Here is a 13,783-nt window from a genome sequence, read left to right as displayed (position 1 = left end):
GCGAGCTGCACGGCCATGGCGCACGAATACAGGGCGACGATCCGCTGGAAGCGGGGAGACAGCGAGAGCTTCTCCGACAACCGCTACAGCCGCGGCCATACGTGGTTCTTCGATGGCGGCATCGAAGTCCCCGGCTCCGCATCGCCCTCTGTCGTGCCCTTGCCCCTCTCGCGGGAGGATGCGGTCGACCCGGAGGAGGCTTTCGTGGCGGCAATCTCGAGCTGCCACATGCTCACCTTCCTGTCGATCGCGGCCAAGAAGCGCTTCACGGTCGATGCCTACGAAGACAAGGCGCTCGGCATCATGACGAAGAACGAGAACGGCAAGCTCTTCGTCTCCAGGGTCACCCTGGATCCAATGATCGAATTCTCCGGCGACAAGCTCCCCAGCCCTGAGCAGATAGCCGACATGCACCATCTCGCCCACAAGGAATGCTTCATTGCCAACTCCGTGCTCACGGAGATCGTGGTGGCGGGCCTTCCCTCGCATTAACAAACAAGGTTCTTTCGCCGATGCGTTATTTGCCTTTGTCCGACACCGACCGCAGCGAGATGCTCGCACGGATCGGCGTCAATCACGTCGATGAATTGTTCGCCGACGTGCCGAAGAACCTGCTCCTGAAGGAGCCGGTGGATCTGCCGCGCCGCAAGGGCGAATGGGAAGTGGAGCGTATCCTCTCCCGCATGTCAGCCAAGAACATCTCCGCTTCGAGCGTGCCGTTCTTCGTCGGCGCCGGCGCCTACAAGCACCACGTACCGGCCACCGTCGATCACCTGATCCAGCGCTCAGAGTTCCTGACGAGCTACACGCCGTACCAGCCGGAGATCGCTCAAGGGACGCTGCAGTATCTCTTCGAGTTCCAGACTCAAGTTGCCGCGCTCACCGGCATGGAGGTGGCGAACGCCTCCATGTATGACGGCTCCACCGGGACGGGCGAGGCGGTGCTCATGGCGCACCGAATCACCAAGCGCCGCAAGGCGGTGCTCTCGGGCGGCCTGCATCCGCACTATGCCGATGTGGTGAGAACTCTCTCCGAGATGTCGAGCGACGACGTCGTCACCATGGCGCCCGACGTGGGCGGCACCGAGGACATCCTGTCCCAGATCGACGACAGCGTCTCCTGCGTGGTTGTGCAGTCGCCGGACGTTTTCGGCAATGTGCGCGATCTGAAGCCCATCGCCGACAAGGCGCATCAGCATGGCGTGCTGCTGATTGCCGTGTTCACGGAGGCCGTGTCGCTGGGCCTACTCGCATCTCCCGGCAGCCAGGGTGCCGACATCGTGGTGGGCGAGGGCCAGTCGATCGGCAACGCGCTGAACTTCGGCGGGCCTTATGTGGGCCTCTTCGCTACCCAGTCGAAGTTCCTGCGCCAGATGCCGGGCCGTCTCTGCGGCGAAACCGTGGATGCGGACGGCAATCGCGGCTTCGTGCTGACGCTCTCCACCCGCGAGCAGCATATCCGCCGCGACAAGGCGACCTCGAACATCTGCACCAATTCGGGCCTCTGCTCGCTCGCCTTCACCATCCATATGACGCTGCTCGGTGAAGCAGGCCTCTCGCGTCTTGCGCGCATCAATCATGCCAACGCAGTAAAGTTGGCAGATCAGCTGGCGTCCGTGAAGGGCGTCGAGGTGCTCAACAAGACGTTCTTCAACGAGTTCACGTTGAAGCTCGCAAAGCCCGCCGCCGAAGTGGTCGAACGCTTGGTCGAGAAGGGCGTACTTGCCGGCGTGCCCGTGTCGCGCCTCCTGCCCGGCGCCGGCCTCGACAACCTGCTCCTCGTCGCTTCCACCGAAGTGAACACCGATGATGACCGTGCGGCTCTCTGCGCCGCCTTGAAGGAGGTTCTGTGATGTTGAACCGCCAGGGACGTCCCTCTTCTGCCGGCCAGGCCGGCACCACTGAACACCCGACCTTTACCGGCAACAAGGCGCTGGCGCAGATCGAGCCGCTGCTGTTCGAGATCGGCCGCTATGACACCACCGGCGTCGACCTTGACGAGCCCGAGGACTTCAAGCCGCGCCTCGGCGGGTTGGAGCGCCGGGAGCCCATCGGCCTGCCGGGTCTCTCCGAGCCTGAGACCATGCGCCACTACGTGCGCCTCAGCCAGCAGAACTACGGCATCGACACGGGCCTCTTCCCGCTCGGCTCCTGCACCATGAAGCACAATGCGCGCCTCAACGAGCGCATGGCCCGCCTGCCGGGCTTCTCCGACGTGCATCCGCTGCAGCCGGTCTCCACCGTGCAGGGCGCGCTGGAGCTCATGAACGAGCTCGGCCGCTATCTCGTCACGCTCACCAACATGACCGCCGTGGCGCTTTCGCCGAAAGCCGGCGCCCATGGCGAGCTCTGCGGCATGATGGCGATCAAGGCGGCCATCGAGGCCAAGGGCGAGGGCGCGACCCGCAATGTGGTGCTCGTGCCCGATTCGGCGCACGGCACGAACCCGGCGACCGCGGCGCTGATCGGCTTCAAGGTGAAGCCGGTGCCGGCCCGCGAGGATGGCTGGGTCCATGTGGAGGACGTGAAGGAGCGTCTCGGCCCGGACGTGGCGGCCATCATGCTCACCAATCCCAACACCTGCGGCCTCTTCGAGCCGCAGGTGGCGGAGATCGCCAAGGCGATCCACGATGCGGGCGCGTACTTCTACTGCGACGGCGCGAACTTCAACGCCATCGTGGGCAAGGCGAAGCCGGGCGATCTCGGCGTCGATGCCATGCACATCAACCTGCACAAGACCTTCTCGACGCCCCATGGCGGCGGCGGCCCGGGCTCCGGCCCGGTGGTGCTCTCCGAGCGCCTCGCGCCCTTCGCGCCGGTGCCATTCGTGCGGATGAAGGATGGCAGCTTCGAGCTGGTTGAGCAAAACAATGAGGCCGGCGGCACTGCCGCCCCGTTCGGCCGCATGACCGCCTTCCATGGCCAGATGGGCATGTATGTGCGTGCCCTGTCCTACATGCTCTCCCATGGCGCCGATGGTATGAAGCAGGCGTCCGAAGATGCGGTGCTCAATGCCAACTACATCCGCGCCGGCCTCGCCGATCTCATGTCGCTGCCCTTCGGCAACAAGCCGTGCATGCATGAGGTGCTGTTCGACGACGCATGGCTCAAGGACACGGGCGTGACCACGCTGGACGTGGCCAAGGCCATGATCGACGAGGGCTACCACCCGATGACCATGTATTTCCCGCTGGTGGTGCATGGGGCCATGCTGATCGAGCCGACGGAATCCGAATCGAAGGCGTCCCTTGACCTCTTCATCGCGATGCTGCGCGACCTCGCTTTTGCCGCGAGGAACGGCGACAAGGAGCGCTTCACCGGTGCGCCGTACCACGCTCCGCGGCGGCGTCTCGACGAGACGCGCGCAGCCAGAAACCCGGTGCTTAAGTGGACGCCGCCGTCGCCGGTGGCGGAAGCGGCAGAGTAACTGAGCTAAAATCGTGTTCTGGAAATGCCGCCTTAAAGGGCGGCTTTTTCATGTGCAGGGTTGCGGCCATATGCGCAGGCTGAGAACCTGTTCTTGAGTGACACCCTCTCCGTTCAGAGAGGAGGCAAATCGGCTGGCTCGGGTTAACCATGCTGTAACGTTTCGGCAACAGGCATGATCCGGCAGTCTTCGGAAAGATGAATTCTCCCTTTGCCTCACCCGGCTGCGGGTAGAGCGCTCACGTAAGCGGAGCATCCGTCAAGCAGAGCTGTGCTCGGACATCATGCTGGCAATGACAGCAATCGATGAGCGCCTTCAGCACCAAAACCTCCGGCTACCGTCCCGAGATCCAGGGGATTCGTACGATCGGTGCACTTCTCGTTGCCAGTTTCCACATCTGGGGCGGGCGGGTATCCGGCGGCGTGGATGTGTTCTTCGTCATCTCGGGTTTTCTGATCACTGGTTCTCTCTACAGAGAAGTCCAGCGCAACCAGACGATTGATGTCTTCGCCTTCTGGGGCCGCATCGCCAAGCGCATCGCCCCCATGGCCTATACTGTTATGGCCATCACGCTTCTCGCGGCCTTGCTGTGGTTGCCCCAGTCGCGCCAGCAGGGGTTTCTCACCGAGGTGATTTATAGCGTCCTTCATCTTGAGAACCTCAAGCTCATGATGAACGCGGTCGATTATCTCGCTCGCGACGAGGCTCCCAGCCCGGTCCAACAGTTCTGGGCACTATCGGTGCAAGTGCAGTTTTATGCCGTCTGGCCCTTCCTGCTGCTGGGCGTGACCCTTGCAGTGCGCCGGCTGGGCGGTGGAGCTTATACTTATGCTGCTGCCTTTGCGGCCGTATTCCTTGGCTCTCTGGCCTATTCGGTTGTACAGACTCGCCTTGACCCTTCGCCCACCTACTTCAACACGTCGGCGCGCGTATGGGAGTTCGCCCTAGGCGGCGTTCTAGCGATCCTGGTTCCCTATATTCAATTGCCGGAGCGGCTTCGCGAGATTGTGGGATGGGTCGGATTGGCGGCTGTGGTAAGCTGCGGCTTCGCCGTTCCGGCATCGGCTCATTACCCGGGATACATTGCGCTGTGGCCGACGCTCGGAGCAGCCTTGGTCATTCTCTCGGGAGGTGGCACGACGCGCTTCGGTGCCGATAGAATTTTGGCCGCAAAGCCGCTTGTCGCTATGGGCGATATCTCGTTCTCATTCTATCTCTGGCATTGGCCGGTTCTGGTTTTCGCCTTGATCGTTACTGGTCAGAAGCAACTCGGTCTCTGGGATGGGCTGGCTGTCATCGCGATCGCATTGTGCGGCGCCTATATGACCGCGCGCGGGCTGGAGCAACCGATTCAACGATCAGCACTCGGTAAGAGGAAGGTTTGGCACATTCATGCACTGGCTACGTGCTTTGCCATACCTATTGTCGTCACTGCCGCGGTATGGATCCTTCTGCTTGAAACCAAAGCGGATCCAGACAACCTTCCAATCGCAAATTACCCTGGGGGGACTCTGCCTGCATCCGTCGAGACTATGATAAAACCTGGTATCCCGTTGATGCCAGAATTTGCCAACGTGAAGCGTGATCTCGCCAGGGGATTGCTTAAGGAGTGCCATCAACGCGTAGATGAAGCGGCTGTTATTGAATGTGAATTTGGAAATCTCGGCGCCCCAACGAAGACTATAGCGGTTGTTGGCGGATCGCATTCATCGCATTGGTTACCTCCACTGGAAATTCTTGCGAAAAAGTACGGATGGCGGGTTGTCAACATCACGAAGAGTGCATGCCCCTTCACAGTGGGAGGAAAACTGGACCCAACTTGCATTGAGTGGAACAAGAACGTGATCGCCAATCTGGCGAGGCTGAAACCAGATGTTGTTTTCACACCATCAACCCGGAGGCAGTACATTCAGGGAAGAAAGGAAGAATACATCCCTGAAGGGTATCAGGCGCAATGGAACCGTTTGGCTGAAATAGGTGTGGAGGTGATTGCGGTTCGGGACAATCCATGGTTGGGTTTTCACGTTCCTGAATGTCTTGAAGCTAATTATCCCAACATTATGGCTTGCAGCCGTCCGCGCAATAGAGTTCTAAGCGATACTGACCCAAGTCGGCTGCTTTCCGCTCGTCCGTCAAATGTCAAATTCATCGATATGACAGATCGATTTTGTGATCAAAAGACATGCTTCCCAGTCTCAGGAAACATTATGATCTATGGTGACAAGCATCATTTCACGGTCACATTTTCCCGCTCTATGTCTACGATCCTGGGTGAGCGGATGAAACAAGTTCGACCTGACCTCTTCCCGTCGGAATCTGATGGGCAAAAGCAAGAGCAGCAAAGTGCGGATGTGGGGGAGTAGCCCCACGCGATTTTCGGAGAGCTAAGTGAGAGCGATCTAGCACTCATGCCTCTGTCCTAAAAAAGGATCGCACTTTTGTTTTTTTTCGCAAGTACTTTTGAGCGATAGGCGTAGACGGAACAAGCAATTCGGGTTTCTACCCTGTTGAGCCTAGTCATACGATTGATGATTGAACCTCGATCCTTCAGGAACACACGCTCCTAGAAGTGCGTTTCGCGAGAGATGCTGGCAGGTCATCCGTGTGCCTGAATTGGATTCTTCAACTGAATGACCGACTACGTTCTTGACGGCCTACGCTTGTCTAAGCGCGTCAGAAATTCTTTAAATGGATGTAAATCCGTCATTCGTCCGATAACGACGCATGCGCCTGCCTGTTGCAGCATCTCCGCATGTTCCGGTCCGCAATGTGAGCCACCGGCGAAGCCGATGACGCGCATGCCGGCTGCCAACGCGCCTTGAACCCCCGCGGCGGAGTCCTCGATCACTATGCAATCCTCTGGGCACGTACCCATCTGCGCGGCGGCGTGGAGAAACAGATCCGGCGCCGGTTTGCCGCGCGCGACCTGAGTGGCGCTGAAGACGTGGTCGAAAAGGTCGGACAATCCGGTGATCTGGAGCGACAGCGCAATACGGTCGGGTGTCGAGGAGGAAGCGACGCAGCGCGGGTAGGGGAGCGACAGGATAGTTTCGCGGACGCCCTCGATCGGCTTCAGGTGCGTTTCGAATTTGGCAAAGAGGGCGCGGTCGATCTGAGAGCCCAGATCGGCCGGAAGGGTGCAACCGTGCTCCGCCTCGAGGCGTGCCACCATGTCCTTGAAACTGACCCCGACGAATTTGCGCGCGATGTCCTGTGCCTGATAGGGCAGTCCGATCTCCGTGAGGATCTGGGCGTCGATCTCGCAGGCCAGGGCCTCCGAATCGACCAGAACCCCGTCGCAGTCAAAGATCAGCACCATGATGGTCTCCAGCAAAAAAGGCCGCCTCGAAGGGCGGCCTTTGAAATCTTCCGTCCGGAACGGAGCCCTTACTGCAGCTTCGTGCGCACGTCGTTGAGGCTGGACGAGACGAGCGAGGCGGCCGTGGCGCCGGTGATTTCGTCGCGCAGGACGCGCTCGGAGGCCTTGACGGCCGCATCGACGGCGGCGGCGCGCACTTCGGCGGAAGCCTGGGCCTCGGCCTGGGCGATCTTCGCCTCGGCGGTGGCGGTGCGGCGCTTCACGAAGTCGGCCATCTTCTCCTGGGCCTCGGCGGCAAGGCGCTCGGCCTCGGCGCGGGCGTTGGAGACGATCTCGGCGGCCTCGCGCTCGGCGGTGGCACGCTTCGTCTCGTACTCCTTGAGGAGCCGCTCGGCATCCTGGCGCAGGCGCTTGGCCTCGGCCAGTTCGTCGGCGATCCGCTTGCCGCGGGAATCGAGCTGGTTCATCACGTTACCCGGGACGCCCTTGTAGAACAGGATGCCCCAGAAGATGACGAAGGCGACCGCAACCCAGAATTCAGCGCTTTGGAACATGCGGATCTCCTGATCAGGCCTTGATCTGATTGAGAGCGGCTTCGACCTTCTGCGGGGCCGGAGCCTTGCCGGTCAGGCGCTCGATGATGGCGGAAGCTGTGTCGCGGGCGATGGCGTCCACGTGGCTCATGGCCTCGGTCTTCTTGGCCGAGATAGTAGCCTCTGACTCAGCGAGGCGCTGGTTGAGGTCGGCTTCGAGGGCCTTGCGCTTGGCATCACTCTCGGCGGACAGCTTGGCGCGGGTTTCCTGGGCCAGGGCCTGAGCCCGGCTCTTCGCCTCGGCCAGCGACTTCTCGTAAGCCGTGCCGGCCTCTTCCGCGCGGGATTTCATGGCTGCCGCGTCGTCGAGATCGCTGGCGATCATCGCACGGCGGTTCTCGATGATTCCGCCCAGACGCGGGAGAACCAGCCTCGAAAGCAGCGTGTAGAGCACCACGAAGGTGATCGCCAGCCAGAGGAGCTGACCGGCATAGGTTTCCGTCTCGAAGGGCGGGAAACCGACATCCGCATGAGCGCCGCCGGGGGCCTCTGTTGTGGCATGGGTCGTCTGAGCCTGAGCCATGAGCAGATCCTAACGGATAAAGAATCCTACAAACATGAATGACGGCGGTTGAGCCCGCCGTCACCCCTGTTGAGGCGAAGCGCGTGAAGCGCGCCTCAGCCTCCCGATCACCGTCTTGAGATTAGGTGAAGAGCAGAACGAGAGCGACGACGAGGCAGAAGATGCCGAGACCTTCCGCGAGCGCCGCACCGATGAAGGCGCGGGCGAACTGGCTGTCAGCAGCCGAAGGGTTGCGCAGGGCACCCGAGAGGAAGTTGCCGAAGATGTTGCCCACGCCCATAGCGGCGAGACCCATGCCAATGCAGGCGAGGCCCGCGCCGAGGAACTTGAAAGCAATCGGATCCATTGTGATCTCCTTGGGGATACTGTGATCGGGAGGGAAGGTTAACTCAGCGCAGACCTAGTGCCCCGGGTGCAACGCGTCGTTCAGGTAGATGCAGGTCAACACCGTGAAGACGTAGGCCTGCAGAGCGGCGACGAGGAACTCGAGCGCCATGAGAGCAACCGCCATGAGGAGCGGCAGCGGAGCGAGGATCGTCAGGGCGCCGCCGGCAGCCAGGAGGCTGACCACGAAGCCTGCGAAAACCTTCAGCGCGATGTGTCCCGCGAGCATGTTCGCGAAGAGACGCAGGGACAGCGAGATCGGCCGGGACAGGAAGGAGATGAGCTCGATCACCACGATGAAGGGCAGGAGCCAGCCCGGCACGCCCGACGGCACGAAGAGGCCGAGGAAGTGGGTGCCATGCTTCATGAAGCCGTAGACCACCACGGTGCCGATCACCAGCATCGCGAGGGCGAAGGTGACGATGATGTGGCTGGTGACCGTGAAGAAGCCCGGGATCATGCCGAGCAGGTTGGCCGTCAGCACGAACATGAAGAGCGAGAAGACGAGGGGGAAGAACTTCATCCCCTCCTTGCCGGTCGCGTCGACCAGGGTGTTCGCGACGAAATCGTGCAGGACCTCGGCCACCGACTGGGCGCGGCCCGGAACGACGGCGCGCTTGCGGGTGGCGTAGAGAAGGCCGCCCACGATCACGGCGGCAGCGCCGATCATGAATGCGGACGAATTGGTGAAGTTGATGACCGGAATGATGGGCTTGATCTGGAATTGTTCGATCGGGCTCGCCATGATCCGCTCTCAAAAGTTCGCTGTTGCCAATGCCGTACGGCGTTCGAAGTCGAGGTCTGCTACCGCTCGTCGTGATACCGGGCGGGTTTGACCACCCCGGCAGCTCGCATCAGATTGAGCATCCCGGCGCAGAAGCCGAGTATCAGACAAACGATCAGACCCCAAGGGGAAGATCCGAACAGGTAGTCGACGATCCAACCCAGGATCCCACCGGCCGCAACTCCTGCAACGAATTCGGCCGAGAGCCTGAAGGCCTGGCCGAGAGCAGTGGAATTGGACGTCGGGCGGGCGCGAGGTTCCGACTCGGCTCGTTGAGCGGATGCTTGAGAGATCCGCGCATCGAGCGATTTCAGTCTCGCTGACAGGTCGGCATCATCGGCGCTGCCCGGTTTCCTCTCATCTTCACCGTTCCGCTCGTGAGGGTCCGCCATTGCGATCTCCTGTGAAGCGTTGCGGGAAAATGCCTGGAAAACCAGCCCCGAAAGCCGGGCGCACCATATGAGCGGGGGTTACCCCTGTCAAGAACAGTCTGAAAAGAACTAAGTATCTGATATCGCTTGATTATAGATGTTTTTGCGCAGCCTGAGGCTGAAAGCGCACATGTTTTTGAGGCCGAAGCATGGCAGGGCCTGAAAACCTTAGGCTACCTCAAGAATGCGCTCGGCGCTCTGCAGGTCGACGGAGACCAGTTGCGAAACGCCGCGCTCGGCCATGGTGACGCCGAACAGTCGGTCCATCCGGGCCATGGTGATCGGGTTGTGGGTGATGACCACGAACCGGGTTTCGGTCTGGCGGGACATGTCCTCGAGCAGGGCGCAGTAGCGCTCCACATTGGCGTCGTCGAGGGGCGCGTCCACCTCGTCGAGCACGCAGATCGGCGAAGGGTTGGTGAGGAACACGGCGAAGATCAGGGCGGTGGCGGTGAGCGCCTGCTCACCGCCGGAGAGCAGGGTCATGCTCTGGGGCTTCTTGCCCGGCGGGCGGGCGAGGATTTCGAGGCCGGCTTCGAGCGGATCGTCCGAATCGACAAGGGTCAGCTCCGCCGTGCCGCCGCCGAACAGGGTGGTGAAGAGCTGCTTGAAATGGTTGTTCACCACGTCGAAGGCGGCGAGCAGCCGCTCACGACCTTCGCGGTTGAGGCTGCCGATCGCCTGGCGCAGGCGCTTGATGGCCTCGACGAGGTCGTCACGCTCGCCGGCAATGCTGTTGTACTTAGTTTCAAGCTCCGAGAGCTCCTCGTCGGCGCGCAGGTTCACCGCACCGAGGCGCTCCCGGTCGCTCTTGAGAGAGTGGAGCTTCGATTCGATTTCCGCATGCGGCGGAAGTTCGGTCGCCTCCTTCAGGCCCGCGAGTTCGATCAGCCCGGCGGGGGTCGTCTCGAGGTTCTCCGCGATGGTGCGAGTGATCTCGGCCAGACGTGCGACGGCGGCCTCGTGACGAGCCTGTGATCCGGCGCGGGCTTCGCGGGCGGCTGAGAGCGCCTCCAGGGCAGCACGGGCGGTGCGGTCGGTCTCGGCGAGGCCCGTCTCCGCATCGGCGAGGCGGTCGGCGGCTTCCTTGCGCTTCGCTTCGGCTTCCTCGACCTCAGCAATGAGGGCGCGGCGGCGCTGGAGATAGGTGTCGGGAGCCTCCAGCAGGCGCTGGTGCTCGTCCTGTGCGCGCTCCAAGCGCTCGCCCAAATCCTCGAAAGCCTTGGCGGCGCGGGCGGCGCGCTCGGTCCACAGGCGGATATCGGCGGCAAGCGCGTCCTGCCGGCGGCGGCGCAACTCGGCCTCGTGCGTGAGCGATTGCAGGGCTGCCCGCGCCTCGGAGGCGGCCGCCCGGCGCTCGGCCACGCGGGTGCGTTCCTCGAGCAGGCGGCTTTCGAGATCGGGTGCCGGAGCGAGGTCCTGCAGGGCACCTTCAGCATCCTGCACCCGCTCCAGCGCTTCCGCCTCGCTCTCCGAGAAGCGGGTCAGGCCCTCCTGGAGTGCGGAGCGGCGCTGGCCGAGTTCGGCTTCCTTGCGCTCGGCAGCCGTCAACCGGGTCCGGGCAGCGTCGAGGGCCTGCCGGGCCTGACGGGCAGCCTCGATGGCCTGCATCTCGTGGGACGCGGCCCGGCGCACGGCTTCCAGGGCCACTTCCGCCTCGTGGCGCAGGTGCTCGGCCTGCTCACGGGCTTCCTTCGCCTCGCGCTCCAGATCGCCGAGGCGGTTCTTTTCCGCCAGACGCCGAGCGGCCGGGGAGGGCGCTTCCGCCGCATTGGTGAAGCCGTCCCAGCGCCACACGTCGCCTTCCTGCGAGACCAGGCGCTGGCCAGGCTTGAGGAGGGCGCGCAGGCGCAAGCCATCGGCCCGGCTCACCACGCCGATCTGGCGCAGGCGGCGCTGCAGCTCGGCCGGTGCGCGGGCGAGATCGGCCAGCGAACGAACACCGTCCGGCAGGGTGGGATCGCCTTCGCCGGCGCCGGTCATTTCCCAGTGGGCGGGAGCGGAAGGATTGGTCGAGGCTTCAAGATCGTCGCCAAGCGCGGCGCCCAGGGCGGCCTCATAGCCCTTCTCGACCGTGATCTGGTCGAGGGCCGGAGGCCACAGGTCGCCGGTAGCGGAGGTCACGAGCTTGGCCAGCGTCAGCGCTTCGGTTTCAAGCCGCTGCGCCTTGCGCTCGGCCTCATTCAGAGGCTGGCGTAGGCGGTTCTCGGCTTCACGAGCAGCCGAGAGGGTCTCGCGCGCCTCGATCACGGCCTCTTCGGCCGATTGGGCACTTTCCTCGGCCATCGCCATATCCTCGCGCATGTCGTCGAGGGAGGGACCGTCCTCGGTTGAACCAGTGAGCGCCGCGATCTCGCGCTCCAGCCGCTCCTTCTCTGACCGGAAACGGGCGGCGCGCTCCATCTCCTCGCGCACGGCGCGCTCCAGGGCGGCGCGGCGGGCATTGAGATCGGAAGTCTGGGCCTGAAGGGCGCTTAAAGATGCCTCGGCCTCGTGCAGCTCCGCTTCGGCGGCGTGGAGGCGCTCCTCTGCCTCGGCGCGGGCATCGTCCGCTCCGTCGGTGGTGAGCGCAATCTCGTCAGCCTCGGACTGAAGGCGCTCGATGGTGGCTTGGGCATCCGTGCGCTGGGCAGCCTCACGGGCGAGGTCGCGGTTAAGGTCGCCGATATGGCGCTCGAGCTCCGTCACGCGCTCCTTGGAGCGGCGCTCCTCCGATTCGAGCTCGTTGCGGGCATGGGTCAGGCGCTGCAGAGCTGCCGCGGCAGCAGCCTCTTCCTGGCGCAGGCTGGGCAGGGCATGGGCGGCGACCGCCTGGGTGGTGGCGGCGCGGGTCTGCTCCTCGGTGGCGTCGGCCACGGCCTTGAGGGCGTCGGCCACTTGGCGCTCGGCGGTGGCGGCCTGCTCCCGGGCCTCGGCGAAGCTGATGGCGTACATCAGGGCCTCGAGCCGGCGGATCTCGGCGGAGAGGTTCTTGTAGCGCGAGGCCTGGCGGCCCTGGCGCTTCAGGCTCTCGATCTGGCTTTCCAGCTCGCGGATTACGTCCTCGACGCGGACGAGGTTGTCCTCGGCAGCCTTGAGCCGCAGCTCCGCTTCGTGGCGGCGGGCGTGCAGGCCTGCGATGCCGGCGGCGTCTTCGAGGATGCGGCGGCGGGCCTGGGGCTTGGCCGAGATGATCTCGCTGATCTGGCCCTGGCGGACGAGGGCGGGCGAGCGGGAGCCGGTGGCGGCGTCGGCGAACAGGATCTGCACGTCACGGGCGCGCACCTCCTTGCCGTTCACCCGGTAGGTCGAGCCTTCCTCGCGCTCGATCTTGCGCGAGATTTCCAGGAGATCGCTGTCGTTGAAGGCGGCGGGCGCGGTGCGCTCGGCGTTGTCGATGGTGAGCATCACCTCGGCCCAGTTGCGGGCCGGGCGGCCGCCGGAGCCGGAGAAGATGACGTCGTCCATCCCCGTGGCGCGCATGTTCTTGAAGGAGTTCTCCCCCATGACCCAGCGCAGGGCCTCAACGAGGTTCGACTTGCCACAGCCGTTCGGCCCGACAACGCCGGTGAGGCCCGGCTCGATCAGGAAGTCGGTGGGCTCGACGAAGGTCTTGAAGCCTGCGATGCGAAGGCGCGTCAGCTTCATGAACGCGCCTTCCCGTCCCGCCCGAAGAGGGCAGGGCCGCGGAGGTTACTCTCCGAGAATTGGCTTGATGACCTTTTCAATCTCATCGATCGACAGGCTTCCAGGATGACGCTGACCATTGATGAAGAAAGTCGGCGTGGAGTCCACACGGAACTGCTCCATACCTCGGTTCTTCACCGCGTTGACTGCGTCATATAGTTTCTGGTCCTTGAGGCAAGCGTCAAATTTTTCCTGTGAAAAACCGGCCTGCCGCATCAGGCCGCGCAGGGCGTCGAGGGGCTTGTCCACAAAGGCCCAGTTCCGCTGCTGCTCGAAGAGCAGGTCGGTGATCGGGTAATATTTGTCGTTCCCATCGCAGCGGGCGAGCATGAAACCGGCGGTAGCAAGCGGGTCGAGGGGGAACTCGCGCAGGACGAAGCGGACCTTGCCCGTGTCGATGTAGCGCTTCTTCAGCTCCGGCCAGGCAGTCTTGTGGAAATTGGCGCAGTGGGAGCAGGTGAGCGACGCGTACTCGATGATGGTCACCTTGGCGTTTTCCGGGCCCAGGGCCACGTCGCCGAGGGGGCCCTGGACCGCGAGGTCCGTAGCGGCCACGTTCTGGGCGAGAGCCGGGAGGCTTGTGGCGAAGTAGGCGGCCGCGGCTGCGGTCCCGAGAAGCTGAAGCGTCTGACGCCGGGTGATCATCGTGGGAAGGC

12 protein-coding genes are annotated in these 13,783 nt (G+C 63.2%); 4 read left to right on the top strand and 8 right to left on the bottom strand.

Annotated elements, in window-relative coordinates; all coding sequences use genetic code 11:
- The first annotated feature begins 15 nt into the window (after positions 1-15).
- The 4 genes from FHR70_RS09655 (at position 16) to FHR70_RS09640 (ending at position 5,790) form a co-directional block, all read left to right on the top strand.
- On the top strand, positions 16-492 hold the full coding sequence (locus FHR70_RS09655) for an OsmC family protein (protein ID WP_183449492.1): 477 nt from the start codon (positions 16-18) through the stop codon (positions 490-492).
- Between the two features lie 20 nt (positions 493-512).
- A complete protein-coding gene (gcvPA, locus tag FHR70_RS09650) occupies positions 513-1,853 on the top strand; it encodes an aminomethyl-transferring glycine dehydrogenase subunit GcvPA (RefSeq protein ID WP_183449490.1) in 1,341 nt (446 codons plus the stop codon).
- Complete coding sequence (gene gcvPB / locus FHR70_RS09645) at positions 1,853-3,427, top strand: aminomethyl-transferring glycine dehydrogenase subunit GcvPB (RefSeq protein WP_183449488.1); 1,575 nt, start codon at positions 1,853-1,855, stop codon at positions 3,425-3,427. The genes gcvPA and gcvPB overlap by 1 nt, the downstream gene beginning before the upstream one ends.
- Positions 3,428-3,732: 305 nt before the next feature.
- Positions 3,733-5,790 carry an acyltransferase family protein gene (locus FHR70_RS09640; protein WP_183449486.1) on the top strand — a complete coding sequence of 686 codons (2,058 nt, stop codon included), beginning with the start codon at positions 3,733-3,735 and terminating at the stop codon, positions 5,788-5,790.
- A gap of 275 nt (positions 5,791-6,065) precedes the next feature.
- Here FHR70_RS09640 and FHR70_RS09635 read toward each other — a convergent pair whose 3' ends face one another.
- From FHR70_RS09635 to FHR70_RS09600, 8 genes are all read right to left on the bottom strand, one after another.
- Positions 6,066-6,746, bottom strand: a complete 681-nt coding sequence (locus tag FHR70_RS09635) for an HAD family hydrolase (RefSeq protein ID WP_183449485.1) — start codon at positions 6,744-6,746, stop codon at positions 6,066-6,068.
- Positions 6,747-6,814: 68 nt separating this feature from the next.
- A complete protein-coding gene (locus tag FHR70_RS09630) occupies positions 6,815-7,300 on the bottom strand; it encodes a F0F1 ATP synthase subunit B family protein (RefSeq protein ID WP_183449484.1) in 486 nt (161 codons plus the stop codon).
- Between the two features lie 13 nt (positions 7,301-7,313).
- Positions 7,314-7,862 (bottom strand): F0F1 ATP synthase subunit B family protein, encoded by a 549-nt coding sequence (locus tag FHR70_RS09625; protein WP_183449483.1) that lies wholly within the window; start codon positions 7,860-7,862, stop codon positions 7,314-7,316.
- A gap of 121 nt (positions 7,863-7,983) precedes the next feature.
- Positions 7,984-8,208, bottom strand: coding sequence for a F0F1 ATP synthase subunit C (locus FHR70_RS09620; RefSeq protein WP_036357820.1), 225 nt, complete (start codon positions 8,206-8,208; stop codon positions 7,984-7,986).
- A gap of 54 nt (positions 8,209-8,262) precedes the next feature.
- On the bottom strand, positions 8,263-8,991 hold the full coding sequence (locus FHR70_RS09615; protein ID WP_183449482.1) for a F0F1 ATP synthase subunit A: 729 nt from the start codon (positions 8,989-8,991) through the stop codon (positions 8,263-8,265).
- 59 nt (positions 8,992-9,050) lie between these two features.
- A complete protein-coding gene (locus FHR70_RS09610; RefSeq protein WP_183449481.1) occupies positions 9,051-9,422 on the bottom strand; it encodes an AtpZ/AtpI family protein in 372 nt (123 codons plus the stop codon).
- A 207-nt stretch (positions 9,423-9,629) separates the two neighbouring features.
- Positions 9,630-13,088 carry a chromosome segregation protein SMC gene (gene smc / locus FHR70_RS09605; RefSeq protein ID WP_183449479.1) on the bottom strand — a complete coding sequence of 1,153 codons (3,459 nt, stop codon included), beginning with the start codon at positions 13,086-13,088 and terminating at the stop codon, positions 9,630-9,632.
- A 45-nt stretch (positions 13,089-13,133) separates the two neighbouring features.
- Positions 13,134-13,772: a DsbA family protein gene (locus tag FHR70_RS09600; RefSeq protein ID WP_183449477.1), complete on the bottom strand. Its 639-nt coding sequence runs from the start codon at positions 13,770-13,772 to the stop codon at positions 13,134-13,136.
- Positions 13,773-13,783: the final 11 nt, after the last annotated feature.

It is taken from the genome of Microvirga lupini, from assembly GCF_014191055.1.
Lineage (GTDB): Bacteria > Pseudomonadota > Alphaproteobacteria > Rhizobiales > Beijerinckiaceae > Microvirga > Microvirga lupini_A.
The sequence above is the reverse complement of the archived record's forward strand: the minus strand, read 5'-3'. Positions and strand labels throughout refer to the sequence as shown.

Excerpts from the sequence above, each read along its gene's own strand:
- FHR70_RS09655 (WP_183449492.1), top strand. The coding sequence starts at position 16 with ATGGCGCACGAATACAGGGCGACGATCCGCTGGAAGCGGGGAGACAGC.
- gcvPA (WP_183449490.1), top strand. The coding sequence starts at position 513 with ATGCGTTATTTGCCTTTGTCCGACACCGACCGCAGCGAGATGCTCGCA.
- gcvPB (WP_183449488.1), top strand. The coding sequence starts at position 1,853 with ATGTTGAACCGCCAGGGACGTCCCTCTTCTGCCGGCCAGGCCGGCACC.
- FHR70_RS09640 (WP_183449486.1), top strand. The coding sequence starts at position 3,733 with ATGAGCGCCTTCAGCACCAAAACCTCCGGCTACCGTCCCGAGATCCAG.
- FHR70_RS09635 (WP_183449485.1), bottom strand. The coding sequence starts at position 6,746 with ATGGTGCTGATCTTTGACTGCGACGGGGTTCTGGTCGATTCGGAGGCC.
- FHR70_RS09630 (WP_183449484.1), bottom strand. The coding sequence starts at position 7,300 with ATGTTCCAAAGCGCTGAATTCTGGGTTGCGGTCGCCTTCGTCATCTTC.
- FHR70_RS09625 (WP_183449483.1), bottom strand. The coding sequence starts at position 7,862 with ATGGCTCAGGCTCAGACGACCCATGCCACAACAGAGGCCCCCGGCGGC.
- FHR70_RS09620 (WP_036357820.1), bottom strand. The coding sequence starts at position 8,208 with ATGGATCCGATTGCTTTCAAGTTCCTCGGCGCGGGCCTCGCCTGCATT.
- FHR70_RS09615 (WP_183449482.1), bottom strand. The coding sequence starts at position 8,991 with ATGGCGAGCCCGATCGAACAATTCCAGATCAAGCCCATCATTCCGGTC.
- FHR70_RS09610 (WP_183449481.1), bottom strand. The coding sequence starts at position 9,422 with ATGGCGGACCCTCACGAGCGGAACGGTGAAGATGAGAGGAAACCGGGC.
- smc (WP_183449479.1), bottom strand. The coding sequence starts at position 13,088 with ATGAAGCTGACGCGCCTTCGCATCGCAGGCTTCAAGACCTTCGTCGAG.
- FHR70_RS09600 (WP_183449477.1), bottom strand. The coding sequence starts at position 13,772 with ATGATCACCCGGCGTCAGACGCTTCAGCTTCTCGGGACCGCAGCCGCG.